This is a genomic window from Streptomyces echinatus, assembly GCF_014203595.1.
Lineage (GTDB): Bacteria > Actinomycetota > Actinomycetes > Streptomycetales > Streptomycetaceae > Streptomyces > Streptomyces echinatus.
Window position 1 is genome coordinate 346735 of record NZ_JACHJK010000004.1, and the last position, 25199, is coordinate 371933.

Sequence of the window (25199 nt, forward strand, 5' to 3'; positions counted from 1 at the left end):
GGGACCACGCGTATCCGGACGGCGTCCGTCCGGAACGGTCCCCGCAGAGAGGGGAGTTATCTCCACCGCTTTCCCCATCCCCGCGCCACCACAATGAGTGGCGGGCGCTTCGGCCCGCACAGCTGGACGGCACCGGCACCGCGTACGGCGGAGCACGGCGAAAAGGGGGAGCGAGTCGTATGGACGACCGCACGACACAGCCAGGCGGCTTCCGTCCGCCGGACGCGATCAGGGGTTTCTCGGTGTCCGCCGGGCTGACGGGCCTGCGGCGGGTGGCGACGCTGTGCCGGCTGTCGGTCGCGGCCTCCGGCCGGTCGCTCGCCGTGTCCGGAGCGATCGGTCTGGTCGGTCCGGGCCTCGGCCTGGTGCCGCGGGCCATGGAAGGGGTGCGCCACCTGGCCGCGCGGCAGCGCGAACTCGCCCGGGACTGGGCGGGGGTGGAGATACCGGGTCCGCCCGGACCGCTGCCGCCCGCACCCGACCGCGCCTTCGGTCTCGTCGCCCGCTACCGCTGGATCATGAGCGACCCGGGGACCCGGCGGGAGTACATCTGGGTGCTCACCGACCCGGTCGCCGGCGGCTTCCTGGCCTTCCTCCCGCTCGCCCTGATCCTCAGCGGCCTGTGGGGCGTCTTCCTCGCCTTCTCCGGCGTTCCGCTGTCCGCCGAGTGGGACGGCCTGTGGTACGGGTTCATCCCGGTCGAGGGCCGGGCCACGGCGGTGCTCGCCGGCGTCCTGGGGCTGCTCCAGCTTCCGCTGGCCCTGTGGGTGGCCCCGCGGGCCGTCCGCCGGCACGCCCTGTACACCAGGGCGATGCTGGCGCCGGGCGAGAGCGAGCTGATGGCCGGCCGGATCCGGCACCTGGCCGCCACCCGTTCCGAGGCGGTGGACACGCAGATGGCGGAGATCCGCCGGATCGAGCGCGACCTGCACGACGGCGCCCAGGCCCGCCTGGTGGCCATGGGCATGACCCTGGACGCGGCCGAGCACCTGCTGGAGAGCGACCCCGAGGCCGTGCGCGCCCTGCTGATCGAGGCCCGGCAGTCGTCCTCGGCGGCGCTGGAGGAACTGCGCAACCTGGTCCGCGGCATCCATCCGCCGGTCCTCGCCGACCGCGGACTCGCCGACGCCGTCCGGGCGTTGGCCCTGACCTGCCCGGTGCGCACCGACGTCCGGGCCGACCTGCCCGGCCGGCCCGCGATGCCCGTCGAGTCCGCCGCCTACTTCGCCGTCTCCGAGGCCCTCACCAACGCCGCGAAGCACGCGAGCGCCGAACAGGCCTGGATCGAACTCCGTTACGATCCCGGCATGCTCCACATCACCGTCACCGACGACGGTCACGGCGGCGCCGACGCCTCCCGCGGCACCGGCCTGCGGGGCATCGAGCGCCGGCTCGCCACCTTCGACGGTGTGCTGGCCGTGAACAGTCCGGCGGGCGGGCCGACGACGGTGAGGATGGAGATCCCGTGCGTATTGTCCTCGCCGAAGACCACTTCCTGCTGAGGGACGGGCTGATCCGGCTGCTCGGAGCCCACGGCCACGACGTGGTGGCCGCCGTGGACAACGGCACCGACCTGCTCGAAGCGCTCGGCCGGGAACAGCCGGACATCGCGGTCGTCGACGTCCGGCTCCCGCCGGACTTCACCGACGAGGGCCTGCGTGCCGTCCTGGCCGCCCGCAAGCGCGACCCGGAACTGCCGGTGCTGCTGCTGTCCCAGTACGTCGAACCGCTCTACGCCCGCGAGTTGCTCGCCGGCGGCGGCCGGGGCGTCGGCTATCTGCTCAAGGACCGCGTCACCAACGGCGCCCAGTTCCTGGAGTCCATCCGGCGGGTGGCGGGCGGCGGCACCGCCATGGACCCCGAGGTCGTCTCCCGGCTGCTGGCCCGCAGGGAGCGCGACGCGACCGTGGGCCGCCTTTCCGAACGGGAACGCGAGGTCCTCGAACTGGTCGCCCAGGGCCGCTCCAACGCGGGCATCGCCCAGGCCCTGTTCGTCACCGAGAAGGCCGTCGCCAAGCACATCGGCAACATCTTCACCAAGCTCGGCCTCCTCCCGGCCGACACCGACAACCGCCGGGTGCTCGCCGTACTGGCCCACCTGGACCAGTGAGGGGCCGGCCGCCGCGGGGCACCGCGCCGGCCCGGGGCCCGGAAACACGACCGGGCTGCGCCCCTCCGCGTCGGGGGGCACAGCCCGGTCGGGTGTCAGGCGGGTGCGCTCAGTAGCGCGGACGGTTGAACCAGGCGGAGCCGGACGGGGCGATCATCGCCGCCGCCATCACACCGCCGAAGCCGATCCACATCAGGGCCCACACCAGCGCGGCACTGGAGCTCGCGCCGGCCGCGCCGATGAGGATCAGGACGCCGAAGAGGGCGCCCAGGATGCCGTAGACCATGGTGGTGACGCGGATGCCCTGGCCACCCCGGGAGAACTTCACGCCCAGCGTGATCGACAGTGCGGCGAGGCCGAGGAAGAGCAGCGCGATGACGAGGACGATGCCGGCGCCGTCGTGCCCGATGTCCGAGAAGGCGTTGTTGCCGAAGGTGTCCTCGCTCGCGTTGGACGCGTCGTTGAGTGTCGCGGCGCCGAGCAGGGCGAAGATCCCGATGAGAACCTGGGCGCCCGCCACGATGTAGAGCAGGACCCGCGCGGTGGTCACCAGGCCCGGCATCGTCTGCTGCAGCGCGTTGGCGGTCGGATAACCCGGGTACGCGGCCTGCTGCGGGTAGCCCGGAACCTGCGGCGGAACGCCGGGAGGGGTCTGGGGGTAGCCGTACTGGGCGGCGGGCGGCTGCTGAGGCGGGGGGCCGTAGGGGTTGTTCGGGTCGCCAAAGCTCATGGCGGTCTTCCTCCGTTGCGATGCTCAAGTGCGGGGACGACGCGCGGCACGGTTCGGAGGAGAGTTCTACAGATGCGGTCCGTCCCCCCGGCACTGCCCGCGGCACTGTCCTCTCATCGTTCTTTAACGGCCTCTTACTTGTCCAGCCGGATACGCCAGGTGTTGTGCAAGTGCAACATCACTGATCATGCTGTGACACCCGGATTGGAACCGGGGCCGGGTCATCCGCGAGGATGGGGACATGACCGCCCAGATTCTCGATGGCAAGGCCACCGCAGCCGCGATCAAGTCCGATCTGACCGCCCGCGTGGCGGCGCTGAAGGAGAAGGGCGTCACGCCCGGCCTCGGCACGATCCTGGTCGGGGACGACCCCGGCAGCCAGAAGTACGTCGCGGGCAAGCACCGCGACTGTGCCCAGGTGGGCATCGCCTCCATCCAGCGCGAGCTGCCGGCCACGGCCACGCAGGAGGAGATCGAGGCGGTCGTCCGCGAGCTGAACGAGGACCCGGCCTGCACCGGCTACATCGTCCAGCTGCCGCTGCCCAAGGGCATCGACGAGAACCGCGTCCTGGAGCTGATGGACCCGGCCAAGGACGCCGACGGCCTGCACCCGATGAACCTCGGCCGCCTGGTCCTGAACGAGCCGGCCCCGCTGCCCTGCACCCCCAACGGCATCATCACCCTCCTGCGCGCCCACGGCGTGGAGATCAAGGGCGCCGAGGTCGTCGTCGTCGGCCGCGGTGTCACCATCGGCCGCCCGATGCCGCTGCTGCTCACCCGCCGCAGCGAGAACGCCACGGTCACTCAGTGCCACACCGGCACCCGTGACCTCTCCGCCCACCTGAAGCGGGCCGACATCATCATCGCGGCGGCGGGCGTCCCGCACCTGATCCGGGCCGAGGACGTCAAGCAGGGCGCGGCCGTCCTGGACGTCGGCGTCTCCCGCAACGCCGAGGGCAAGATCGTCGGCGACGTCCACCCCGACGTGACCGAGGTGGCCGGCTGGATCTCCCCGAACCCCGGCGGCGTCGGCCCGATGACCCGGGCGCAGCTGCTGGTCAACGTGGTCGAGGCGGCGGAGCGCAGTGCCGGCTGACGACACCCGCGGGCACGCGGAACCGACCGCTCGTGACGCGGTGAGCGCCCCCGACGGCGAGGGGCGCCCGCGCCGCACCACCCGCCGCTTCCCGCTGTTCACCAGGGACACCGCACGGCCCGAGGGCGGCGGCCGGGCCGCGGCCGGCGGCGCCCCGGCGCCCGCCCGGCAGTGGCCGATGCTCGCCGTCACCGGCCTGGTGGCGATAGGCCTGCTGGTGACCGCGCTGGACGCGTTCCGCCCGGGCACCCTGCTCATCGGTGCCGCGCTGCTGGGCGGCGCGGTGCTGCGCTGGCTGCTGCCGGACGTCGGCATGCTCGCCGTGCGCTCCCGCTTCACCGACATCGTCACCTACGGCGTGCTCGGCACGGCGATCTTCCTGCTGGCGCTGATGATCCAGCCCGATCCGCTGCTGAAGCTGCCGTTCCTCAAGGACATCCTGCACTTCACTCTCGCCAAGTAGCGCACGCGGTACGGCCGGTGGCCCGCGCCTCCCCCGGGGGCGCGGGCCACCGCCGTTCCCCCGAACCCGACGCTAGGGCGGCCCGCCCGCGCCGCGCGTCCGTCCCCGGGGTGAACCGCCCCGCCACCCGTGGCGGTAGCCGGCCGCGCGCTGCAACTTCCGCGGTACCGCGTCCGGTTGACTCTCCGCCGCGGCCGTGCGGGTTACCCTGCGGCGATGCGACCGAGGACCCCCCGCCCGCTCGTCGTGGACACGTTGATCGCGACGGCCATGGCCGTGGTGGCCGTGCTGCTCGGGCGGGAGTCCCGGTCGCAGGGATGGCCGGAACTCGACGCCCGTGCCTATGTGCTCGTCGCTCTCGCCCAGCTCCCGGTCGCTCTGCGCGGCCGTCACCCCGTCGCCGTCTTCGTCGTCGTCGAGGCCGCGGCGACCGTCTACGTCACCCTCGGCTACTGGCCGGTGGTGTGCACCTTCGGCGCCATGCTCGCCCTGTACACCGTGGCCTCCGTCCGCTCGCTGCGCGCCGCCCTGGTCTGCGCCGGCTGCCTGGCCGTGCTCTGGGTGTACGCCGGCGTGGTCAGCCACAGCCCCTCCATGGCGTCCGTGTGCGGTCAGGCGCTGCTGTACTGCTCGGTGCTGGTCTGGTTCGGGCACCTGGCCCGCCGCTCGGCCGAACTCACCCGCCGGCTGCGCGCGGAACAGGCCGAGCGGGCCCGCCGCGCGGTCGCCGAGGAACGCGGCCGGATCGCCCGGGAGCTGCACGACGTCGTCGCCCACCACATGTCGGTCGTCTCCGTGCAGGCCGGCCTCGCCCGGTTCGTCTTCGAGTCCGACCCGGGCAAGGCGCGCGGCGCGCTCGGCACGATCGCGGACACCAGCGCCGAGGCCCTGGAGGAACTGCGCCGCATGCTCCAGGTGCTGCGCGAGGAGGACCCCGACGCCCCCGAGCGGGCGCCGATGCCCACCCTGGCCCGGCTCGGCGAACTCGTCGACCGGGTCCGGGCCGGCGGTCTGCCGGTGGAGCTCGCCGTCGAGGGCACCACGCGTCCGCTGCCGCCCGGTGTCGAACTGTGCGCCTACCGCGTGGTCCAGGAGGCCCTCACCAACGCCCTCAAACACGCCGGCCCGGCACGCGCGCGCGTGGAACTGCGGTACGGCGCCCACGAGCTGTCCGTGTGCGTCAGCGACGACGGGGAGGGAGCGGATCCGGCCAGAGTGCCGACAGGCGGGGGACACGGCTTGATTGGCATGCGGGAGCGGGCCAAGCTCTACGGCGGGACGATCACCGTCGGCCCACGCTCCGAGGGCGGCTACGAGGTCCGGCTGACCCTGCCGACGTCGGCCGCCGAACGCAGCCGCGGGGACACGCCGCGGGCGGAGCGGTGACGGGAGGCGCACGCCGGGGGGACGACCGTACGGAATGACCAGAGTGCTCGTCGTGGACGACCAGTTCCTCATCCGCGCCGGACTCGTCGGCCTTCTGGAAGCCGCGCCCGGCTTCGAGGTGGTGGGCGAGGCGGGGGACGGTGAGGAGGCCGTACGGCTCGCCGCCGAGACCCGTCCCGACGTCGTCCTCATGGACATCCGGATGCCCGGCGTCAACGGCATCGAGGCCACCGGGCGGATCCTCGCCCAGGCCGCCGAACGCCCGCCCCGAATCCTGGTGCTGACCACCTTCGACCTGGACGAGTACGTGTACGGGGCGCTGCGGGCCGGCGCCTCCGGCTTCCTGCTGAAGGACTCCGGGCCCGAGCGGCTGCTCGCCGCGGTCACCGCGGTCGAGGGCGGCGACGCGCTCTTCGCGCCCAGTGTGACCCGGCGCCTGGTGGAGGCGTTCGCCCGGCAGCAGGCGCCCTCCGGCACCGATTCCCCGCCCGGCCTCGACGTGCTGACCACGCGTGAGGTGGAGGTCCTCAAGCTCACCGCCCGGGGACTGTCCAACCTGGAGATCGCCGACCGCCTCTACATCAGCGAGGCCACCGTCAAGACCCACCTCAACCGCACGATGACCAAGCTCGACCTGGGCAGCCGGGCGCAGGCGGTGGTCCTCGCGTACGAGACGGGACTGGTCACCCCCGGCGGCTGAGCCCGGCCGGCGCCCCCGCGCCGCCCCGCGCGCGTGCACCCCGTCCCGGGACCTGGGATCCTTGGTCAGCGCATCCTTGTGGGCGGCCCGGGGCCATGCGTGAGAACGACAGCACGACCGGGGGAAGAGGGGGAAACCCATGCCTCGTTGGAAAGCCCTGCCGGAGGATCTGGACCCGCAGATCAGGGAGTTCACCGGCCGGATGCGGCAGCTCGTGGACCGCAGCGGCCTGAGCGTCGCGGTACTGGCCGACCAGACGGGCTACAGCAGGACGTCCTGGGAGCGGTACCTGGGCGGCGGTCTTCTCGCGCCCAAGGGCGCGGTCATAGCGCTCGCGGAGGCCACCGGCACCCACCCCGGCCATCTGACCACGCTGTGGGAACTGGCCGAACGCGCCTGGAGCCGGGCGGAGATGCGGCACGACACCACCATGGACGCGCTCCGCATCTCCCAGGCGCGGGCCGCGCTCGGCGAGGCCGGGGCCGCACCGGAGAAGGACACGAGGACGACCGCCCGGCGCGGTGGCGGGGCCGCCGCGGTGCCGGGGATCGCCGGTCCCGCCGGGGTCTCGCCGACGATCCCCGCCCAGCCGGAGCCCTCGGACGCCGTCCCCCGGGACGGTGCCGGTGCCGGAGCCGCCCGCGGCCCGGCGGACTCCGGGGCGTCCCTGCCCGTCAAGAACTCCTGGGGGCTGGCCGGTTACCGGGGCCCGTCGCAGGCGAGCGCCCGCCCGGGCACCCGGCCGCCGGCCGGACCGAACGGTCCCGCCGACACCCCTTCCGGCCCGGCCGACACCCCGCCGGGCTTCACGGCCCCGCCCGGTCCGCCGGGTCCGCCGGGCTCGCCCGGCACCCCCGCACCTTCAGGCCCGTCGGGCCCGTTCGGCACCCCCGGCACCGGCATCCCCGCCACTCCCGTCGCGCCCGGCACTCCCGGCACCGGCATCCCCGCCACTCCCGTCGCGCCCGGCACTCCCGGCACCGGCATCCCCGCCACTCCCGTCGCGCCCGGTGCCACGGGCGCGCACGGCGGGCAGGCCGCGGTTCCGCGTCCGGGGCCGACGGCCCGGTGGTCCGCGCGCCGCCAGCAGGTGACGATGTTCTTCGCGGGCCTGTTCGGCGTGCTCGCCCTCATCGCCGGCGTCTTCTTCGTCACCCACCGCGACGGCGACGGCCACGGGACCGGCGGCGCGGCCACGTCACCCTCCCCGTCGGCCCACCCCCGCAGGAGCCCGCCGCCCGGGGTCAAGTGCACCGGCTCCGACTGCACCGGCAAGGACGCCGAGGCCATGGGGTGCAGTGGCGACCTGGTGACCACCGCCAAGACCGCCACCGTGGGCACCACCACGCTGGAGGTCCGCTACAGCAAGGCCTGCGGCGCCGCCTGGGGCCGCATCACCGGCGGCGCACCGGGCGACACCGTGCGGGTCACCGCGGGCAAGGAGCGGCGGACGGGTGACATCACCGCCGTCGGTGACACGATCGGGTACACCCCGATGGTCGCCGTACGGGGCCCGGCCCAGGCCAGGGCCTGCGCCACGCTCGCCTCCGGCCAGACGGGCTGTACGGAGTGAGGGGCTGAAGCGGGGAACGGGAGCGGGGGATCAGGGAGAAGAGAAACAGGGGAGGGAAATTCCGGGAGGCGCGCATGGCGGGCCGGATACTGGGCAGGCGAACGTCACCCCCACGGGAGTCCGGTAACCGGTACCCCCACCGGCGGCCGTCTCCGTCCCCTCCCTCTCCCGGACGACGGGCGGCCGCCTTTCTCGTGTCGCATGCCGATACGTCCCGGCTGATCCCTTGTGGGGTGAGCCACATGGCCCCGGACGTCTCGCATGGCGGATGCGCGATAGCCTGACCGCTGGATCTCTCTTGATACCAAGAGATCGATCATCCGCCCGGGGCAGGGACGCCCCACCGCCAGCTGTCATACGGAGAACGCCATGACCCGCACTCCCGTGAACGTCACCGTCACCGGCGCGGCCGGCCAGATCGGTTACGCCCTGCTCTTCCGCATCGCCTCCGGCCAGCTGCTCGGCGCGGACGTGCCGGTCAAGCTGCGCCTCCTGGAGATCACCCCGGCCCTGAAGGCCGCCGAGGGCACGGCCATGGAGCTGGACGACTGCGCCTTCCCGCTGCTGCAGGGCATCGAGATCACCGACGACCCGAACGTCGCCTTCGACGGCGCCAACGTAGCCCTGCTGGTGGGCGCCCGTCCGCGTACCAAGGGCATGGAGCGCGGTGACCTGCTGGAGGCCAACGGCGGCATCTTCAAGCCGCAGGGCAAGGCCATCAACGACCACGCCGCGGACGACATCAAGGTCCTCGTGGTCGGCAACCCGGCCAACACCAACGCGCTCATCGCGCAGGCCGCCGCGCCGGACGTCCCGGCCGAGCGCTTCACCGCGATGACCCGTCTGGACCACAACCGCGCGCTGACCCAGCTGGCGAAGAAGACGGGCTCCACGGTCGCCGACATCAAGCGTCTGACCATCTGGGGCAACCACTCCGCCACCCAGTACCCGGACATCTTCCACGCCACGGTCGCCGGCAAGAACGCCGCCGAGGCCGTGAACGACGAGAAGTGGCTGGCCGAGGACTTCATCCCGACCGTCGCCAAGCGCGGTGCCGCGATCATCGAGGCCCGGGGCGCGTCCTCCGCCGCCTCCGCCGCCAACGCCGCCATCGACCACGTGTACACCTGGGTCAACGGCACCGCCGAGGGCGACTGGACCTCCATGGGCATCCCGTCGGACGGCTCCTACGGCGTCCCGGAGGGTCTCATCTCCTCCTTCCCGGTCACCACCAAGAACGGCACGTACGAGATCGTCCAGGGCCTGGACATCAACGAGTTCTCCCGCGCCCGCATCGACGCGTCCGTCGCGGAGCTGGCGGAGGAGCGCGAGGCGGTTCGCGGCCTCGGCCTCATCTGAGCTGACGTGGTGTGACTCCGGCGCCGGTGCGCTATAGTTGATCACGCACCGGCCGCCGGGAAACCGGCACCAGGTGATGCGTTGGTGGTCCAAGGAAAGACGCCCCGCTTCCTGCGGGGAAATGCAGGTGCAAGGCCTGCCCGGCGCTCCACACACGAGGTCCCCTCCCGCGATTCGCGGGAGGGGACCTCGTCGTTTCGGGGCCCGGCGCCGAGTCGCCGAGAGCGCCGTCCGGCGGGGGCGCGGCAGCCGGGAGACCGGGAGGCGCGGCGCCGGGGGCGCGGGGTCACTCCGGCCGTCCGAGCCTGTCGACCCCGGCCTGGTCCGTGTCCTCCGCCCGCCCGTTCAGCCGGTGCACCACCACCCACCGGCCGTCGTCCACCGCACCGGCGAACACGGACGCGTCCCCGGTCGCGCCGTTGTGCCAGCGCAGCCGCCCCGTCGACTGCCAGCTGGCCGACGGCTCGCCCAGCCGCCGTTCCACCAGCAGCCCCACGACGAGACCGGCGACGGCGCGCGGCGTCGCCCACAGGCCGCCCGCCGGAAGGATCGCCCCGTCCATCGTCCACGGCCTGCGCCGTACGCCGGGCAGCAGGCCCGGTGCCGTCAGCCGCCGGCCGGGGGACGGGTGCGCGGTCACCTCGGTGACGCCCAACGGCCGCAGGACATGGGTGTCCAGGAGTTCCTCGTAGGCGGCACCGCCCGCGGCGGCCAGGGCCGCGCCGAGGACGGCGTACCCGAGGTTGGAGTACTCCTCGGCGCCCGGCGGGCGTACGGCGACCGTGTCCAGGCCGCGCACCAGCCCCAGCAACTCCGCCTGGCCGAAACCCGCGTACGGATCCCGTCGCCCGAGGCGCGGTGGCAGCCGCGGGAGGCCCGAGGTGTGCCGCGCCAGGTTCAGCAGGGTGACGCCCGTGCCGGGCGGTGCCGGCAGCCACCGTTCGACGGGGTCGTCGAGCCCGACCGTGCCCGCCTCCGCCATCCGGGAGAGGACCGTGCCGGTCAGGGCCTTGGTGAGGGAACCGATCTGCACATGCCGGTCCACCGCGTGCCCGCCGGTCACCTCCGGCGGACCCGCGTCGGTCAGCACACACGTCGGGATGCGGCGCATCTCGGAGTCCTCTCGTCGGGGTCTGCATTCTGGGCCTCCGGCCATGCCCCGCCGTCGAGTTCAGGCCACGGGTTCCGAGGGCGCCGGAGACCCGTCCCGGTCCGGGGTTCGTCCGCACGTCAGGTCACGGGTTCGCGGGCCGCCGCCGGAGTTCCGTCCCGGCCGGGGTGCCGTCGCAGCCGTCGGCCCGTCCATTCCTCGGGCTGATGCGCCGGGGACCGGTTCCCGGCCGGGTTGCCGGGGACGCGGATCCGGTGGGCCCGTCGTCCTGACCTCACGACGTTCTGATCCGGCTTGATGCCCGACTCCACCCTTCCCGGAACCGGCCGGTGCCGGTCGGCGTCTCTCCGCGAGTCCGCAAGATCGACCTCATCGACCTCATCGACCTCATCGAAGGGCACGTTCATGACCGGTACGGCCGCCCGCTACCTCTATCTCGCCCGTCACGGCGAGGCATCGCCGGACGAGAGTGAACTGACGGACGCGGGCCGCCGCCAGGCCGCCCTGCTGGGGGAGCGGCTCCGTGGGGTCCCGCTGACGGCGATCCACCACGGTCCTCTCCCCCGTGCCGAACAGACCGCACGGCTGGTCGCCGAACAGCTCGACGGAGTCCCTCGCCGTCGTTCCGAAGCGGCGGGCGACTACATCCCCTACCTTCCGGCACGCGAGGAACTGCCGCCGGAGGCGGCCGACACCTGGATCAGGTTCCTGGACCAGTTCCCGGCAGAAGAACGCGAGCAGGGCCCCGGGCTCGCGGCGGCGGCGCTCGCGCAATTCACCGGACCCGTCACCGGCGACGAACCGCGTCACGAACTCGTCGTCACCCACAACTTCCTCGTCGGCTGGCTCGTCCGAGCCGCCTTCGAGGCTCCGGAGTGGCGGTGGCTGGGCATCAACCACGCCAACGCGGCCCTGACGGTGATCCGCTACGCACCCGACCGGCCCCCGGCGGTCCTCCTCTTCAACGACACCGGCCACCTCCCCACCGAGCTCCGCTGGACCGGCTTTCCGCAGGAGCTCCACGTCTGACAGGCGCCGTGGGCGTCCGGTGAACCCTCGCTTCCCGGCCCGCGGCCCGCACGGCCGGGTTCGCCGTGTCCGCCCGCCTCACCCGGCCCGTAGCAGCTGGTCGAGCCTGGAGACGTCCACGGACTCCTTCGCGGACGGGGTCGCGGACGGGCTCGTCGTAGTCCGCGAGGGCGGGGGTCCGGTCGGTGCCCTTGCCCCGCTCGGTCTCCTCGCCCCTGGTCACGGAGCCGCCGGTGGAGGACCGGGCCGCGACCTCCTTCTGCAGGGCGGTGAGGTCGCAGGCGTCGGCCAGGCCCTCGAGGACGCGGTCCCTCGTGCTGCCGTGGATGTAGCGGTCCTCGAAGAGCCGGGCGGCCGTCTCGCCCCGTTCGCCGGCAGCTGCGCCTTCCAGTAGGCGGTGTCCCGCTTCATCCACATCCGGTCGCCCCGCTTGATGATCTCGACCGTGCCGCCGTCCGCCTTCAGGACCAGTTCGCCCCCGCAGTTGCCGTCGCGGTCCAGGGCCAGGTCCATCGTGTCCCGGACCGTCCGGTCGGTGCCGGGACGGTGGTCCGTGAGCTTTCAGATGCACGGAGCCACGTACTTTTGACCGATTTCGACCACATTTTCAGTGACGCCGCGCACTTTCGGCCATGGATTGCGCATGCGACGGGCGGGCCGGGGGCAGGCGTCCGCGGTCCCCGAGCGTGACCTGTGTGTGACACAGGGGCACGGAACAGGAACGGAAGGCAACACCGATCATGCCGGACAGAACGGAACGACACCCCCAGGCGACCATTCACGCCGGCGGCGAGTGGCTGGAATCAATCTCCGCCGCGACCCGCGACATCCTCGACCCCGCGGACGGGCGCCCGTTCGCCGTGGTCGCGGAGGGCGACGAGAAGGACGCCGAGCGTGCCGTGGCCGCCGCCCGGCATGCCTTCGACCACGGCCCCTGGCCCCGCACCCCCGTAGCCGAACGCGCCGCCCTGCTGCGCCGCGTCGCCGACCTCCTGGTGCGCGACCGCGAGGAACTCGGCCTGCTGGAGAGCCGGGACGCGGGCAAGACCGCCGAGGAGGGCCGCGTCGACATCGACTGCGTCGCCGACGCCTTCCGCTACTTCGCCGACCTGGTCGCCGCCGAGGCCCCCGGCCGGGTCGTCGACGCGGGCTCACCGGACATCCACAGCGTGGTCGTCCACGAGCCGGTCGGCGTCTGCGCGCTGATCACCCCCTGGAACTACCCGCTCCTCCAGGCCAGCTGGAAGATCGCCCCCGCGCTCGCCGCCGGCGACACCTTCGTGATCAAGCCCAGCGAGATCACACCGCTGACCACCGTCGCGCTGATCGAGCTGCTGACGGAGGCCGGCCTGCCCGCCGGCGTGGCCAACATCGTCACCGGACCCGGCCACACCGTCGGCGCCCGGCTCGCCGAGCACCCCGACGTCGACCTGGTCTCCTTCACCGGCGGCCTGATCAGCGGCACCAAGGTCGCCCAGGCCGCCGCGCCCACCGTCAAGAAGGTCGCCCTCGAACTCGGCGGCAAGAACCCCAACGTCGTCTTCGCCGACGCCTGCGCGACCGAGGAGGGCTTCGACACCGCCGTGGACCAGGCCCTCAACGCGGCCTTCATCCACAGCGGCCAGGTCTGCTCGGCCGGCGCCCGGCTCATCGTCGAGGAGTCGGTCCGCGAGCGCTTCGTCGCCGAACTCGCCCGCCGCGCCCAGAGGATCAGGCTCGGCCGGGGTACGGCGGACGGCGTCGAGTGCGGCCCGCTCGTCTCCGAGCAGCAGCGCGCCAAGGTCGAGGCGTACGTCGCCTCCGCCCTCGCCGAGGGCGCGGTGCTGCGCTGCGGCGGCAAGCGTCCGGAACCCGCGCCGGAACGCCCCGAGTCGGGCTGGTTCTACGAGCCGACCGTCCTGGACGCCTGTCACCGCGAGATGAAGGTCGTCCGCGAGGAGGTCTTCGGCCCCGTCCTCACCGTCGAGACCTTCCGCACCGAGGAGGAGGCCGTCCTCCTCGCCAACGACACCGAGTACGGCCTCGCCGGCGCCGTCTGGAGCGCGGACACCGCCAGGGCCCGCAGGGTGGCCGCGCGGCTGCGCCACGGCACCGTCTGGATCAACGACTTCCACCCCTACCTGCCGCAGGCGGAGTGGGGCGGCTTCGGCAAGAGCGGCACCGGCCGCGAACTGGGCCCGGCCGGTCTCGCCGAGTACCGCGAGACCAAGCACGTCTACGAGAACCTCGCGCCGAAGCCGGTGCGCTGGTTCGCCGGCTGAGCCCACCCGTCCCGCCCGGAACACTCCCTGGAGCAGTACTCCCATGTCCCACACCCCCCACGTCTACGACTACGTCGTCATCGGCGGCGGCACCGCGGGCTCCGTCATCGCCTCCCGCCTCACCGAGAACCCCGACGTCACCGTCGCCGTCATCGAGGGCGGCCCGAGCGACGTCGGCCGCGACGACGTCCTCACGCTGCGCCGCTGGATGGGCCTGCTCGGCGGCGACCTCGACTACGACTACCCCACCACCGAACAGCCCCGCGGCAACTCCCACATCCGGCACAGCCGGGCCCGCGTCCTCGGCGGCTGCTCCTCGCACAACACCCTCATCTCCTTCAAGCCCCTGCCCTCCGACTGGGACGAGTGGGAGGCCGCCGGCGCCAAGGGCTGGGGCGCCGTCCCCATGGAGGCCTACTTCGCCCGCCTGAAGAACAACATCGTCTCCGTCGACGAGAAGGACCGGAACGCCATCGCCCGCGACTTCGTCGACGCCGCCCGGTCGGCGCTCGGAGTACCCCGGGTCGAGGGCTTCAACCGCAAGCCGTTCACCGAGGGCGTCGGCTTCTTCGACCTCGCCTACCACCCGGAGAACAACAAGCGCTCCTCCGCCTCCGTGGCCTACCTGCACCCGGTGCTGGACGAGCGCCCCAACCTCCACCTCTTCCTGGAGACCTGGGCGCACCGGCTGGAGCTGGACGGCACCCGCGCCGAGGGCGTCCACGTGCGCACCAAGGACGGCGAGGAACTGCTGGTACGGGCCCGCAACGAGGTCCTGCTGTGCGCCGGCGCCGTCGACTCCCCGCGCCTGCTGATGCACTCGGGCATCGGCCCCCGCGAGGACCTCGAAGCGCTCGGCATCCCGGTCGTCCACGACCTGCCGGGCGTCGGCGAGAACCTGCTCGACCACCCCGAGTCGGTCATCGTCTGGGAGACGAACGGCCCGATCCCGGAGAACTCCGCGATGGACTCCGACGCGGGCCTCTTCGTGCGCCGCGACCCCGGCCACGCGGGCCCGGACCTGATGTTCCACTTCTACCAGATCCCGTTCACGGACAACCCGGAGCGCCTCGGCTACGAACGCCCGCGGTACGGCGTCTCGATGACCCCGAACATCCCCAAGCCGAAGTCCCGCGGCCGCCTCTACCTGACCAGCGCGGACCCGTCCGTGAAGCCCGCCCTCGACTTCCGGTACTTCACCGACGAGGACGACTACGACGCCCGGACCCTGGTCGACGGCATCCGCATCGCCCGTGAGATCGCCAAGGCCGAACCGCTGGCCGGCTGGCTCAAGCGCGAGGTCTGCCCCGGCCCTGAGGTCCTCGGCGACGCCGAGCTGAGCGAGTACGCCCGCAAGGTCGCGCACACCGTCTACCACCCGGCCGGCACCTGCAAGATGGGCGCCGCCGACGACGAACTGGCCGTCGTAGACCCGGAGCTCAGGATCCGCGGCCTCGACGGCATTCGCATCGCCGACGCGTCCGTCTTCCCGACCATGACCGCCGTCAACCCGATGATCGGGGTGCTCATGGTCGGGGAGAAGGCCGTCGACCTGATCGGAGGTGGTCTTCGATGACTCTCACCGTCCCCACCCGCAAGCCCCCCACCACGACCGAGTCCGTCTTCTCGGTGTCCGGCCTGTGGAAGGTGTTCGGGCCCAAGCCCGAGCGCGTCCCCGCCGACCCCGAGCTCAGCGCTCTCGACGCGGCCGACCTGCGCGCCCGCACCGGCTGCACGGCCGCCGTACGGGACGTCTCCTTCGACGTCCGCAAGGGTGAGGTCTTCGTCGTCATGGGCCTGTCGGGCTCCGGCAAGTCCACCCTGGTCCGCTGTCTGACCCGGCTGATCGAGCCGACCGCCGGCACCATCTCCATCGACGGCGAGGACGTCCGCGCGATGGACAAGTCCCGGCTGCGCGAACTGCGGCGCCACCGGGCAGCGATGGTCTTCCAGCACTTCGGCCTGCTCCCGCACCGCACGGTCCTCGACAACGTCGCCTACGGCCTGGAGATCCAGGGCGTCGGCAAGTCCGAACGCCGGGAGCGCGCCGCCGAGTTCGTCGCCAAGGTCGGACTGGAGGGCATGGAGAAGCGCCGCCCCGGCCAGCTCTCCGGCGGCCAGCGCCAGCGCGTCGGCCTGGCCCGGGCCCTGGCCGTCGACCCCGAGGTCCTCCTCTTCGACGAGCCGTTCAGCGCCCTGGACCCCCTCATCCGCCGCGACATGCAGGACGAGGTGACCCGCCTGCACCGCGAAGAGGGCCGCACCATGGTCTTCATCACCCACGACCTGAGCGAGGCCCTGAAGCTCGGCGACCGCATCGCCCTGATGCGCGACGGCCGGGTGGTCCAGCTGGGCACCCCCGAGGAGATCGTCGGCTCCCCGGCCGACGACTACGTCCGCGAGTTCGTCCGCGACGTTCCGCGCGAGCAGGTGATGACCTGCCGTACGGCCATGCGCCCGCTGTCGTCGGACGACACGGAGACCGGCCCCGCGGTCCGCCCGGAGGCCACGGTCGCCGAGGCCATCGAGGCGGTGGCCCGGGCCGGGGAACCGGCCCGCGTGATGGACCGGGGCCGCTGCCTCGGTGTGGTCGACCACGAGCACCTGCTCGGCGTCGTCGCCGGCGTGGACGCGGACACGGCCCCCGCGGAAGCGGCCGCGGGCACGGACGTCCACGACGTGACCCCGACGGCCGACGTGACCTCGACGGCCAGCCGTGCCACCGAGGCGGCACCCGCCCCGGGGAAGACGGCGCCCGCTCCGGAGACGGGGAAGGCGGCGCGCGGCAAGCGCCGGCAGGCGGTCCCGCCGGCCCCGCGCACCAGCCCGGAGGGCCCCCGCACCAGCCCGGAGGCCGTCTGATGGCAACGCTCAGTCTCCCGGCCTCCGGTACCGCCAAACCCCGCGTCCTGAGAAGCCGCGCCGCGGGCAAGCTGCTCCTCCTCGCCCTGGTCGCCGCCGTACTGGCACCCTGGGCCGCCACCCACTGGCCCGGCGCCGCCTGGCCCCACGCCCTGACCGTGAGCCTCGACAAACCCCTCACCACGGCCAGCGACTGGGTCATCGACAACCGGGACAGCCACCCCCTGTTCCTGTACTTCTTCGGTCACGTCAGCAACGCCGTCGTCCTGGCCGTCCGCGCCGTCTATCTCACCCTCCTCGCCGCGGGCTGGGCGGGCGTCACGGCGTTCGGCGCGCTGCTCGCCTGGCGGGTCGCCGGTGTCCGGCTGGCCGCCGGCACGGCCGTCGCCTTCCTCGCCTGCGGCGCCCTCGGTATGTGGGTCCCGACCATGCAGACCCTCGCGCTCATGGTCGTGGCGGTTCTCGCCTCCGTGATCGTCGGCGCACTGCTCGGCCTCGCCGCCGGGCTCTCCGACCGGCTCGACCGCGCCCTGCGTCCGGTCCTGGACACCATGCAGGTGCTCCCGGCCTTCGCCTACCTCCTCCCCGTCGTCCTGGTCTTCGGCATCGGCGTCCCGGCGGCCGTCCTCGCCACCGTCGTCTACGCCGCCCCGCCGATGGCCCGCCTCACCGCGCTCGGCCTGCGCGGCGCCGACCCCGAAGTCCTGGAGGCCGTGGAGTCGCTCGGCGCCACCCGCCGCCAGCGGCTGCTGACCGCCCGTATCCCCCTGGCCCGCAAGGAACTCCTCCTCGGCCTCAACCAGACGATCATGATGGCGCTGTCCATGGCCGTCATCGCCGCCGTCATCGGCGCAGGCGGCCTCGGCGACCGCGTCTACCAGGCCCTCGCCTCGGTCGACGTCGGCGCGGCCCTCTCCGCCGGCATCCCGCTCGTGCTGCTCGCGGTGGTCCTGGACCGCGTCACCGCCGCGGCCGGGAACGGCACCCCGGCCGACGGCCGCCCCCGCACGATCGGCTGGCCCTACGCCCTGGCCGCCACCGTGGCCGTGGCCCTCGCCACCCGCCTCCTCGGCGCGCTCGACTGGCCCGACGGCTGGACCGTGGGCATCGCCGAACCGGTCAACCGCGCCGTCGACTGGATGACCGGCCACCTCTACTCCGGCGTCCCGGTCATCGGCGGCACGGCCGACTGGGCGGGCCACTTCACCACCTGGGTCCTGGACCCCGTACGCGACGGCCTGCAGTGGCTGCCCTGGTGGTCGGTGCTGCTGATCGTGGCCGCCCTGGCCTGGCTGATCGGCACCTGGCGGACCGCGCTGACCGCCGTCCTCGCCATGGCCGCCATCGGCGTGCTCGGCGTGTGGGAGCCGTCGCTCGACACCCTCTCCCAGGTGCTGGCCGCCGTCGCCGTCACCCTCGTCCTCGGCTTCGCGACCGGTGTCGCGGCGGCCCGCAGCGAACGCGTCGAACGCGCGCTGCGCCCCGTCCTGGACGTCTTCCAGACCATGCCGCAGTTCGTGTACCTGATCCCGGTCGTCGCCCTCTTCGGCGTCGGCCGTGCCCCCGCCGTCGCCGCGGCCGTCGTCTACGCCCTGCCGGCCGTCGTCCGGATCACCGCGCAGGGACTGCGCCAGGTCGACCCGGCGGCGCTGGAGTCCGCCCGCTCGCTCGGCGCGACCGGACGGCAGCAGCTGTGGCAGGTACAGCTCCCGCTCGCCCGGCGCGCGCTGCTGCTCGCCGTCAACCAGGGCGTGGTCCTGGTCCTCGCCGTCGTCATCATCGGCGGCCTGGTGGGCGGCGGCGCCCTCGGCTACGACGTCGCCTTCGGCCTGGCCCAGGGCGACCTGGCCACCGGCCTGGTGGCCGGCGCGGCCATCGTCTGCCTGGGCCTGATGCTGGACCGGGTGACCCAGCCCACCGAACGGCGCCCGAAGAAGGGAGCGTGACATGCGCATCCGTACGACCCTCACGGTGGCCGCCGGAGCATCCGCGCTCGCGTTGCTGACCGGCTGCGGCGCCGCCGACATGACCAAACAGGCCAGCCCGTTCGCGAACGCCCGGGGCGCGAAGACGGTCACCCTGTCCGTGCAGTCCTGGGTGGGCGCGCAGTCCAACGTGGCCGTCGCCCAGTACCTGCTGGAGCACAAGCTCGGCTACCGCGTCGACACCGTCCAGGTCGACGAGGTGCCCGCGTGGGACGCGCTCAGCCAGGGCCGGGTCGACGCCCTCCTGGAGGACTGGGGCCACCCGGACCAGGAGAAGCGGTACGTCGAGGACAAGAAGACGATCGCGCGCGGCGGCGACCTCGGGGTCACCGGTCACATCGGCTGGTTCGTCCCGGCGTACCTGGCGAAGCAGCACCCGGACATCACGGACTGGAGGAACCTGAACAAGTACGCCTCGCTGTTCCGCACCCCGGAGAGCGGCGGCAAGGGCCAGCTGATGGACGGCTCCCCGTCCTACGTCACCAACGACAAGGCCCTGGTGAAGAACCTGAAGCTGGACTACCAGGTCGTCTTCGCCGGTTCCGAGGCGGCGCAGATCACCCAGATGAAGCAGTTCGCCAAGGAGAAGAAGCCCTTCCTGACCTACTGGTACTCACCCCAGTGGCTGTTCCAGAAGGTGCCCATGACGGAGGTGAAGCTGCCGCCGTACAAGGAGGGCTGCGACGCGGACGCGGCGAAGGTCGCCTGTTCCTACCCGCACACCCCGCTGCAGAAGTACCTCAACGCCGACTTCGCGCACTCCGGCGGCAAGGCCGCGGACTTCCTGAAGAAGTTCCGCTGGACGACGCGGGACCAGAACGAGGTCTCCCTGATGATCGCCGAGCAGAAGCTCAGCCCGCAGGAGGCGGCGGGGAAGTGGGTGGACAGCCACCCCGACGTGTGGAAGAAGTGGCTGTCCTGACCGGCCTCACGGCAGCAGGCCGGCCGCGATCTCCCGCAGCGCGGCCGCGGCCCGCCGCTGGAGGCCCGGCCCGAACGTGACGCGGGTGGCCCCGAGTTCGCCGAGCGCGGCGGGCGAGGGGCCGTCCCCGTCCAGCCGGGCCAGCAGGTTCAGCGGGCCCTCGATCCCGGACCGCAGCAGCGGCACCAGGGCCGGCGGGGCCAGGATCGGGTACACGCAGTCGGCGCCCGCGGCGCGGTACAGCGCGGCCCGCTCGATGGCCCGTTCGGGGTCACCGTCGCCGTGGACGAAGACGTCGACGCGGGCGTTGACGAACAACGCGTCGGCGGCCGCGGCGCGCACCTCGGCGAGGTACCCGGCGTGCTCGCGCGGGTCCTTGAGGACACCTCCGGCGGAGTCCTCGAGGTTGCAGCCGACCGCGCCCGCCTCCAGCAGCCGCTCGACCAGTTCCCGCGGCGCGAGCCCGTAGCCGCCCTCGACGTCCGCCGACACCGGCACGTCCACCGCCCGCGCGATCCGGGCGACCGCCGCGAACATCTCGTCGGCCGGGGTGTCCCCGTCCTCGTAGCCGAGCGAGGCGGCCACGCCCGCGCTCGGCGTGGCCAGCGCCGGGAACCCGGCCGCCACGAGGACCCGCGCCGCGGCCGCGTCCCACGGTCCGGGCAGCACCAGTGGATCGCCGTGGGGGCGTCCCCGGTGCAGGGCGCGGAACGCCTCCGCCTTGCTCACTTGTACTGGCCCGGCTGGTAGTGGCCCGGGACCATCCGCGTGCTCACACCGAACCGGTTCCAGGCGTTGATCACGGTGATCGCGGCGAGCAGCTGGGCCAGCTCGGCCTCCTCGAAGTGCCCGGCGGCCTTCGCGTACACCTCGTCGGGCACGAAACCGTCGGTCAGCACGGTGACCGCCTCGGTCAGCTCGATCGCCGCCAGCTCCTTGGCCGTGTAGAAGTGCCGCGACTCCTCCCACGCGCTGAGCTGCATGATCCGCTCGACGCTCTCGCCGGCCGCGAGGGCGTCCTTGGTGTGCATGTCGAGGCAGAATGCGCAGTGGTTGAGCTGCGAGGCGCGGATCTTCACCAGCTCGTACAGCTTGGGGTCCAGCCCCTGCCTGGCGGCGGTCTCCAGTCGGATCATGGCCTTGTAGACGTCGGGTGCGTGCTCGGCCCAGTTCAGCCGGGGGGTGTGCTCGGGGGCGTACTCGACGGTGTCCTGTGCGGTGTTCTGTGCAGTACTCATGCACTCGACCCTAGGGGCCGGGCAGCCCAGGAGTATGGTCCATTTCCATGGCGAATTCATGGGCCACTTTGGGCGTCGACCTGCACCTGGAACCGATCGGCCCGGGGGGCCTGCGCCGGGGCCTGACCGACGCGCTGCGCGACGCCGTCCGCTCCGGCCGGCTCGCCCCCGCCACCCGGCTGCCGTCCTCCCGGAGCCTTGCCGCCGACCTCGGCATCGCCCGCAACACCGTGGCCGAGGCGTACGCCGACCTGGTGGCGGAGGGCTGGCTCACCGCCAGGCAGGGCTCCGGCACCCGGGTGGCGCCCGGCGTGCCCGGCGGGACGGAGCGGCCCGCCGAGCCGGGCACGCCCACCGGGTCAGGCACGCCCACCGGGTCAGGCACGCCGGCCGGTACCGGCACGCCCGCCGGCCCGGCGCAGCCCGCCCGCGCCCGCCCGCCCCGGCGCACCCCTGTCCTGCGCCCGGCCTATGACCTCGTCCCCGGCAGCCCCGACCTCGCCGCCTTCCCGCGCACCGAGTGGCTCAAGGCCGCCCGCCGGGCGCTGACCACGGCCCCCTTCCACGCCCTCGGCTACGGCGACCCGCGCGGCCGGCCCGAACTGCGCACCGCCCTCGCCGGCTACCTCGCCCGCGCCCGCGGGGTGCGCGCCGACCCCGGGACCATCGTGATCACCGCGGGCTTCTCGCACGCCCTGGGCATCCTCGGCGGGGTGCTGCGGGCGCGCGGAGTGCGGACGGCGGCGGTGGAGTCGTACGGGCTGGACGTCCACTGGGCGCTGCTGCGGAAGGCGGGGCTGGCCACGCCCGCGCTGCCGTTCGACGGATTCGGCACCGATCCCGGTGAGCCGGGGGAGGCGGGCGCGGTGCTGCTGACGCCGGCGCACCAGTTCCCGATGGGCACGGCCCTGCACCCCGACCGGCGGGCGGCCGTCGTGGCCTGGGCACGGCGCACCGGCGGGCTGGTCCTGGAGGACGACTACGACGGGGAGTTCCGCTACGACCGCCAGCCCGTCGGCGCGTTGCAGGGCCTCGCCCCCGACCGGGTCGTCTACCTGGGCACGGCCAGCAAGTCGCTCGCGCCGGGACTGCGGCTCGGCTGGATGGTGCTGCCGCCGGAGCTGGCGGAGGAGGCGGTCGCGGCCAAGGGCCGGGTGGACACCGTGGGCGTGCTGGATCAGCTCACCCTGGCGGACTTCCTCGCCTCCGGCGCGTACGACCGGCACGTCCGCTCCTCCCGGCTGCGCTACCGGCGCCGGCGCGACGCCCTGGCCGCCGCCGTGGCCGAGCGGGCGCCGGAGGTCCGGGTCACCGGGATCGCCGCCGGGCTGCACGCGGTGCTGCGGCTGCCGCCGGGCACCGAGGAGTCGGTGGTGCAGGCGGCGGCCTGGCAGGGACTGGCCCTGCACGGGCTGGCCTTCCACCGGCACCCGCGGGCCGTCGCCGACCCGCTGGACGCCCTGGTCGTCGGCTACGGCACCCCACCGGACAGCGCATGGACGGGAGCACTGGACGCCCTGTGCCGAGCACTGCCGTAGGGGCCACGGCCACCGGGGCCCGGCTGCCGTCGGCCGCACCGACCCCGTCACCACCCGGGACCACCGTCGTGCCCGCCGGCCGCCGCGGCGGGGACCGGGGACGGGGAGCGGGAAGCGAGGCCGTCCGCATTGTTCGCTGCCCAGACGGTGATCAGGGCGCGGTGGGCGGTGGGCCGCCGGCCACCGTCCGCCGCCGTAGGGCCGCTCGCCGTCGCCGCGGGGGTCAGTGGCCGTCGGTCGCGGGGCGCGGGTGACGTCTCGCCGCTGTCACTCCTGGGTCACCGGTGCCTCCCCGAACCGGGCCAGGAGCAGTGCCCCCGCCACCGCGACCGCGAACCCCAGCGCCGCCAGCCAGGTCAGGCCCTCCCGGGTGCGGTCGCCGAGCCAGATCACGCCCACCGCCGCCGGGCCGATGGTCTCGCCGATGACTATCCCGGCCGTCGCCGTCGTCACCGAGCCCCGCTGCAGGGCCGAGGTGAGCAGCAGGAACGCGGCGCCGCCGCCGAGCAGCAGCGCGTACGTCGCCGGGTTGGCCAGCAGATCCGCCGGCCGCAGCGAGTCGATCAGCCGTACCGCCACCTCCACCACCCCGAACCCGCACCCGGCGCCGAGCCCCAGCAGCAATGCCCGGGTCCGTCCGGACAGCCGCCCGCCGATCCCGCCGAGCAGCAGCACACCGACCGCCGCCGCCACCATCGCGTACCGCAGCCAGTCCGGCCCGCTCCGGTCGCCCTCGGTGCCCGCGGCCAGGCCCAGCATGGCCAGGCCCGCGCACACCACGCCCACCGCGGCCCACTCCAGCCCGCTCAGCCTGACCCGCAGCAGCCGCGCCGCCACCACCGCCGTCACCGCGAGGCTGGCCGCCAGCGCGGCGCCCACGGCGTAGATCGGCACGGACCGCAGGGCCGCGATCTGGAGCAGGAAGCCCACCCCGTCCAGTGCCAGACCGGCGATGTACCGCCACTGCCGCAGCGCCCGCAGCAGCAGTGCCGCGTCACCGCCCCCGCCGTCGGCGCCGGCCGCCCGTGCGGCCACCGCCTGCAACACCGTCGCCGTTCCGAAGCAGACCGCTGCGCCCAGGGCGCACACCATTCCAAATAGCACGAAGTGACTTTAGACGAGCGCCCGATGGCGGCCCCGCTCTCGCGGGCCCGTACACCGATCCCTAGGCTGACCGCCGAACACGGCATCCGACGGGGGAGACAGCACCATGGCCAACACGCGCCGGCAACTTCGTTCCGGCACGGTCGTCCTCGGCGGCATGGGGCTGCTGGCGGCCGCGCTCACCGCCTGCTCGTCCGACCCGGACAAGCGCTGCGTCGACCGCGACAGCTACCACCTCACCAAGGGCTACAAGGTCGTCGCCGACAAGAACTGCAAGGCCGGCACCGGGTCCTCAAGCGCCACGGGCCGGAAGAAGCCCGTCAAGAAGGGCGCCAAGAGGCCGGTCGACGCCGCCTGGTACTACGACGGCAAGGAGGACGACGGCTGGGTCGACGGCGGCTCGTTCACCAAGTCCGGCGGCGGCTCGGGCAGCGGCTCGTACGACGATGACGACGACAACCACAGCGGGAGCCACAGCGGAGTCCACCGCGGCGGCTTCGGCGGCGGCAAGGGCAGCTCCGGCGGCTGACCGGAGACGACCCCATGGAACGCCGCACCCTGACGCCCCGCCCCGGCTGGCAGCAGACCGTCGAGGAACAGGGGCTCGTCTACCCGCTCACCCGTCACCCCGACGGCTCCCTGCGCCCCTACTGGGACGAGAGCGCGTACTACGTCTTCTCCCTCGACGAGGTCGAGGCGCTGGAGGAGACCGTCGAGGAGCTGCACCGCATGTGCCTCGCGGCGGCCGGGCACATGGTGGCCGAGGACCGGCTCGCCGACCTCGGCATCACCGATCCGCGGGTGGCCGCGGCGGTCACCGAGTCCTGGCGCCGACGTGCCGAACTCCCGTCCCTGTACGGCCGTTTCGACCTGCGCTACGACGGTGCGGGACCGGCGAAACTCCTGGAGTACAACGCCGACACCCCCACCTCACTGGTCGAGGCCGCCTCCCCGCAGTGGTTCTGGATGGAGGACCGCTTCCCCGGCGCCGACCAGTGGAACTCCCTGCACGAACGGCTGGTCGACGCCTGGCGTGCGCAGGCAGCCCTCCTCCCGCCCGGCAGCCCGCTGCACTTCGCGCACTCCGCGGTCGACGAACTCGGCGAGGACCTGATGACGGTCGCCTATCTGAAGGAGACCGCCGAACAGGCCGGCCTGGCCACGGACTGGCTCGCCATGGAGGAGATCGGCTGGGACACCCTCTCCGGCCGCTTCGTCGACAACCAGCTCCGTTTCATCCGCGGCATCTTCAAGCTCTACCCCTGGGAATGGCTCACGACGGACGCATTCGCCGGGCACGTCCTGGACACCCTCGACAACGGCGGCGGCACCGGCAGCACCCTGTGGATCGAACCCGCCTGGAAGATGCTGCTCAGCAACAAGGCCCTGCTGGCGATCCTCTGGGAGCTGTACCCCGGCCACCCCAACCTCCTCCCCGCCTACCTGGACGGCCCCCGCGAGCTGGCCGGGACGGCCGGCTACGTCGCCAAGCCCCTGCTCGGCCGCGAGGGCGAGGGCGTCACCGTGCACGAGCCGGGATCGCCGCCCGTGCTCCGTGACGAGCCCTGCTGCTACCAGCAGCTGGCCCCCCTGCCCGTCTTCGACGGCAACCACGTCGTCCTCGGCGCCTGGGTCGTCCGCGACGAGTCGGCCGGCCTCGGCATCCGCGAGTCCACGGGCCTGATCACGGACGAGTACGCCCGCTTCCTGCCCCACGTGATCCTCTAGGGCC

At 73.4% G+C, this 25199-nt stretch carries 22 protein-coding genes; 17 read left to right on the forward strand and 5 right to left on the reverse strand.

Annotated features, from left to right (window positions below; translation table 11 throughout):
* The first annotated feature begins 179 nt into the window (after positions 1-179).
* Complete coding sequence (locus FHS34_RS14125; protein WP_184964913.1) at positions 180-1502, forward strand: sensor histidine kinase; 1323 nt, start codon at positions 180-182, stop codon at positions 1500-1502.
* Complete coding sequence (locus FHS34_RS14130) at positions 1466-2110, forward strand: LuxR C-terminal-related transcriptional regulator (RefSeq protein ID WP_184964915.1); 645 nt, start codon at positions 1466-1468, stop codon at positions 2108-2110. Before FHS34_RS14125 ends, FHS34_RS14130 begins: the two co-directional genes overlap by 37 nt.
* Before the next feature lie 109 nt (positions 2111-2219).
* Here the strand turns inward: FHS34_RS14130 and FHS34_RS14135 are convergent, their stop codons facing one another.
* Positions 2220-2840, reverse strand: a complete 621-nt coding sequence (locus FHS34_RS14135; protein ID WP_184964917.1) for a hypothetical protein — start codon at positions 2838-2840, stop codon at positions 2220-2222.
* A gap of 241 nt (positions 2841-3081) precedes the next feature.
* Here FHS34_RS14135 and FHS34_RS14140 point away from each other — a divergent pair, with 241 nt between their 5' ends.
* From FHS34_RS14140 to FHS34_RS14165, 6 genes are all read left to right on the forward strand, one after another.
* Positions 3082-3936, forward strand: a complete 855-nt coding sequence (locus FHS34_RS14140; protein ID WP_184964919.1) for a bifunctional methylenetetrahydrofolate dehydrogenase/methenyltetrahydrofolate cyclohydrolase — start codon at positions 3082-3084, stop codon at positions 3934-3936.
* On the forward strand, positions 3926-4399 hold the full coding sequence (locus tag FHS34_RS14145) for a DUF3017 domain-containing protein (protein ID WP_184964921.1): 474 nt from the start codon (positions 3926-3928) through the stop codon (positions 4397-4399). The genes FHS34_RS14140 and FHS34_RS14145 overlap by 11 nt, the downstream gene beginning before the upstream one ends.
* 216 nt (positions 4400-4615) lie before the next feature.
* Positions 4616-5785: a sensor histidine kinase gene (locus FHS34_RS14150; protein WP_225817586.1), complete on the forward strand. Its 1170-nt coding sequence runs from the start codon at positions 4616-4618 to the stop codon at positions 5783-5785.
* A 34-nt stretch (positions 5786-5819) separates the two neighbouring features.
* Positions 5820-6485: a response regulator gene (locus FHS34_RS14155; RefSeq protein WP_184964923.1), complete on the forward strand. Its 666-nt coding sequence runs from the start codon at positions 5820-5822 to the stop codon at positions 6483-6485.
* A 139-nt stretch (positions 6486-6624) separates the two neighbouring features.
* Positions 6625-8058, forward strand: coding sequence for a helix-turn-helix domain-containing protein (locus FHS34_RS14160; RefSeq protein ID WP_184964925.1), 1434 nt, complete (start codon positions 6625-6627; stop codon positions 8056-8058).
* Positions 8059-8427: 369 nt separating this feature from the next.
* Complete coding sequence (locus FHS34_RS14165) at positions 8428-9417, forward strand: malate dehydrogenase (RefSeq protein ID WP_184964927.1); 990 nt, start codon at positions 8428-8430, stop codon at positions 9415-9417.
* A 286-nt stretch (positions 9418-9703) separates the two neighbouring features.
* Here FHS34_RS14165 and FHS34_RS14170 read toward each other — a convergent pair whose 3' ends face one another.
* Positions 9704-10528 carry a serine hydrolase domain-containing protein gene (locus FHS34_RS14170; protein ID WP_184964929.1) on the reverse strand — a complete coding sequence of 275 codons (825 nt, stop codon included), beginning with the start codon at positions 10526-10528 and terminating at the stop codon, positions 9704-9706.
* 405 nt (positions 10529-10933) lie between these two features.
* Here FHS34_RS14170 and FHS34_RS14175 point away from each other — a divergent pair, with 405 nt between their 5' ends.
* From FHS34_RS14175 to FHS34_RS14200, 6 genes are all read left to right on the forward strand, one after another.
* Positions 10934-11557 (forward strand): histidine phosphatase family protein, encoded by a 624-nt coding sequence (locus FHS34_RS14175; RefSeq protein ID WP_184964931.1) that lies wholly within the window; start codon positions 10934-10936, stop codon positions 11555-11557.
* A gap of 740 nt (positions 11558-12297) precedes the next feature.
* Positions 12298-13818: an aldehyde dehydrogenase family protein gene (locus tag FHS34_RS14180; protein ID WP_184964933.1), complete on the forward strand. Its 1521-nt coding sequence runs from the start codon at positions 12298-12300 to the stop codon at positions 13816-13818.
* A 43-nt stretch (positions 13819-13861) separates the two neighbouring features.
* A complete protein-coding gene (locus FHS34_RS14185) occupies positions 13862-15394 on the forward strand; it encodes a GMC family oxidoreductase (RefSeq protein WP_184964935.1) in 1533 nt (510 codons plus the stop codon).
* Complete coding sequence (locus tag FHS34_RS14190; protein ID WP_184964937.1) at positions 15391-16680, forward strand: quaternary amine ABC transporter ATP-binding protein; 1290 nt, start codon at positions 15391-15393, stop codon at positions 16678-16680. Before FHS34_RS14185 ends, FHS34_RS14190 begins: the two co-directional genes overlap by 4 nt.
* Complete coding sequence (locus tag FHS34_RS14195) at positions 16680-18626, forward strand: ABC transporter permease (protein ID WP_184964939.1); 1947 nt, start codon at positions 16680-16682, stop codon at positions 18624-18626. The genes FHS34_RS14190 and FHS34_RS14195 overlap by 1 nt, the downstream gene beginning before the upstream one ends.
* 1 nt (position 18627) lies before the next feature.
* Positions 18628-19587, forward strand: coding sequence for an ABC transporter substrate-binding protein (locus tag FHS34_RS14200; protein WP_184964941.1), 960 nt, complete (start codon positions 18628-18630; stop codon positions 19585-19587).
* A gap of 6 nt (positions 19588-19593) precedes the next feature.
* On the opposite strand, the gene FHS34_RS14205 is transcribed toward FHS34_RS14200, so the two are convergent.
* Together FHS34_RS14205 and FHS34_RS14210 are read right to left on the reverse strand one after the other, a co-directional pair.
* Positions 19594-20316 carry an isocitrate lyase/PEP mutase family protein gene (locus FHS34_RS14205; RefSeq protein ID WP_184964942.1) on the reverse strand — a complete coding sequence of 241 codons (723 nt, stop codon included), beginning with the start codon at positions 20314-20316 and terminating at the stop codon, positions 19594-19596.
* Positions 20313-20825, reverse strand: a complete 513-nt coding sequence (locus FHS34_RS14210) for a carboxymuconolactone decarboxylase family protein (RefSeq protein WP_184964944.1) — start codon at positions 20823-20825, stop codon at positions 20313-20315. The genes FHS34_RS14205 and FHS34_RS14210 overlap by 4 nt, the downstream gene beginning before the upstream one ends.
* A gap of 47 nt (positions 20826-20872) precedes the next feature.
* Here FHS34_RS14210 and pdxR point away from each other — a divergent pair, with 47 nt between their 5' ends.
* The gene (gene pdxR, locus FHS34_RS14215; protein WP_184964946.1) at positions 20873-22363 is read left to right on the forward strand and encodes a MocR-like pyridoxine biosynthesis transcription factor PdxR; all 1491 of its coding nucleotides are present in this window, start codon (positions 20873-20875) and stop codon (positions 22361-22363) included.
* A gap of 267 nt (positions 22364-22630) precedes the next feature.
* Here pdxR and FHS34_RS14220 read toward each other — a convergent pair whose 3' ends face one another.
* Positions 22631-23455 (reverse strand): DMT family protein, encoded by an 825-nt coding sequence (locus tag FHS34_RS14220; RefSeq protein WP_184965310.1) that lies wholly within the window; start codon positions 23453-23455, stop codon positions 22631-22633.
* A 118-nt stretch (positions 23456-23573) separates the two neighbouring features.
* On the opposite strand from FHS34_RS14220, the gene FHS34_RS14225 reads away from it, so the two are divergent.
* Both FHS34_RS14225 and FHS34_RS14230 read left to right on the forward strand, forming a co-directional pair.
* On the forward strand, positions 23574-23996 hold the full coding sequence (locus FHS34_RS14225) for a hypothetical protein (protein WP_184964948.1): 423 nt from the start codon (positions 23574-23576) through the stop codon (positions 23994-23996).
* 14 nt (positions 23997-24010) lie between these two features.
* Positions 24011-25195 (forward strand): glutathionylspermidine synthase family protein, encoded by a 1185-nt coding sequence (locus tag FHS34_RS14230; RefSeq protein ID WP_184964950.1) that lies wholly within the window; start codon positions 24011-24013, stop codon positions 25193-25195.
* Positions 25196-25199: the final 4 nt, after the last annotated feature.

Bases quoted from the DNA above. Each gene is read 5' to 3' on its own strand.
- FHS34_RS14125 (WP_184964913.1), top strand. From the start codon at position 180: ATGGACGACCGCACGACACAGCCAGGCGGCTTCCGTCCGCCGGACGCG.
- FHS34_RS14135 (WP_184964917.1), bottom strand. From the start codon at position 2,840: ATGAGCTTTGGCGACCCGAACAACCCCTACGGCCCCCCGCCTCAGCAG.
- FHS34_RS14140 (WP_184964919.1), top strand. From the start codon at position 3,082: ATGACCGCCCAGATTCTCGATGGCAAGGCCACCGCAGCCGCGATCAAG.
- FHS34_RS14150 (WP_225817586.1), top strand. From the start codon at position 4,616: ATGCGACCGAGGACCCCCCGCCCGCTCGTCGTGGACACGTTGATCGCG.
- FHS34_RS14155 (WP_184964923.1), top strand. From the start codon at position 5,820: ATGACCAGAGTGCTCGTCGTGGACGACCAGTTCCTCATCCGCGCCGGA.
- FHS34_RS14160 (WP_184964925.1), top strand. From the start codon at position 6,625: ATGCCTCGTTGGAAAGCCCTGCCGGAGGATCTGGACCCGCAGATCAGG.
- FHS34_RS14165 (WP_184964927.1), top strand. From the start codon at position 8,428: ATGACCCGCACTCCCGTGAACGTCACCGTCACCGGCGCGGCCGGCCAG.
- FHS34_RS14170 (WP_184964929.1), bottom strand. From the start codon at position 10,528: ATGCGCCGCATCCCGACGTGTGTGCTGACCGACGCGGGTCCGCCGGAG.
- FHS34_RS14175 (WP_184964931.1), top strand. From the start codon at position 10,934: ATGACCGGTACGGCCGCCCGCTACCTCTATCTCGCCCGTCACGGCGAG.
- FHS34_RS14180 (WP_184964933.1), top strand. From the start codon at position 12,298: ATGCCGGACAGAACGGAACGACACCCCCAGGCGACCATTCACGCCGGC.
- FHS34_RS14185 (WP_184964935.1), top strand. From the start codon at position 13,862: ATGTCCCACACCCCCCACGTCTACGACTACGTCGTCATCGGCGGCGGC.
- FHS34_RS14190 (WP_184964937.1), top strand. From the start codon at position 15,391: ATGACTCTCACCGTCCCCACCCGCAAGCCCCCCACCACGACCGAGTCC.
- FHS34_RS14195 (WP_184964939.1), top strand. From the start codon at position 16,680: ATGGCAACGCTCAGTCTCCCGGCCTCCGGTACCGCCAAACCCCGCGTC.
- FHS34_RS14200 (WP_184964941.1), top strand. From the start codon at position 18,628: ATGCGCATCCGTACGACCCTCACGGTGGCCGCCGGAGCATCCGCGCTC.
- FHS34_RS14210 (WP_184964944.1), bottom strand. From the start codon at position 20,825: ATGAGTACTGCACAGAACACCGCACAGGACACCGTCGAGTACGCCCCC.
- pdxR (WP_184964946.1), top strand. From the start codon at position 20,873: ATGGCGAATTCATGGGCCACTTTGGGCGTCGACCTGCACCTGGAACCG.
- FHS34_RS14220 (WP_184965310.1), bottom strand. From the start codon at position 23,455: ATGGTGTGCGCCCTGGGCGCAGCGGTCTGCTTCGGAACGGCGACGGTG.
- FHS34_RS14225 (WP_184964948.1), top strand. From the start codon at position 23,574: ATGGCCAACACGCGCCGGCAACTTCGTTCCGGCACGGTCGTCCTCGGC.
- FHS34_RS14230 (WP_184964950.1), top strand. From the start codon at position 24,011: ATGGAACGCCGCACCCTGACGCCCCGCCCCGGCTGGCAGCAGACCGTC.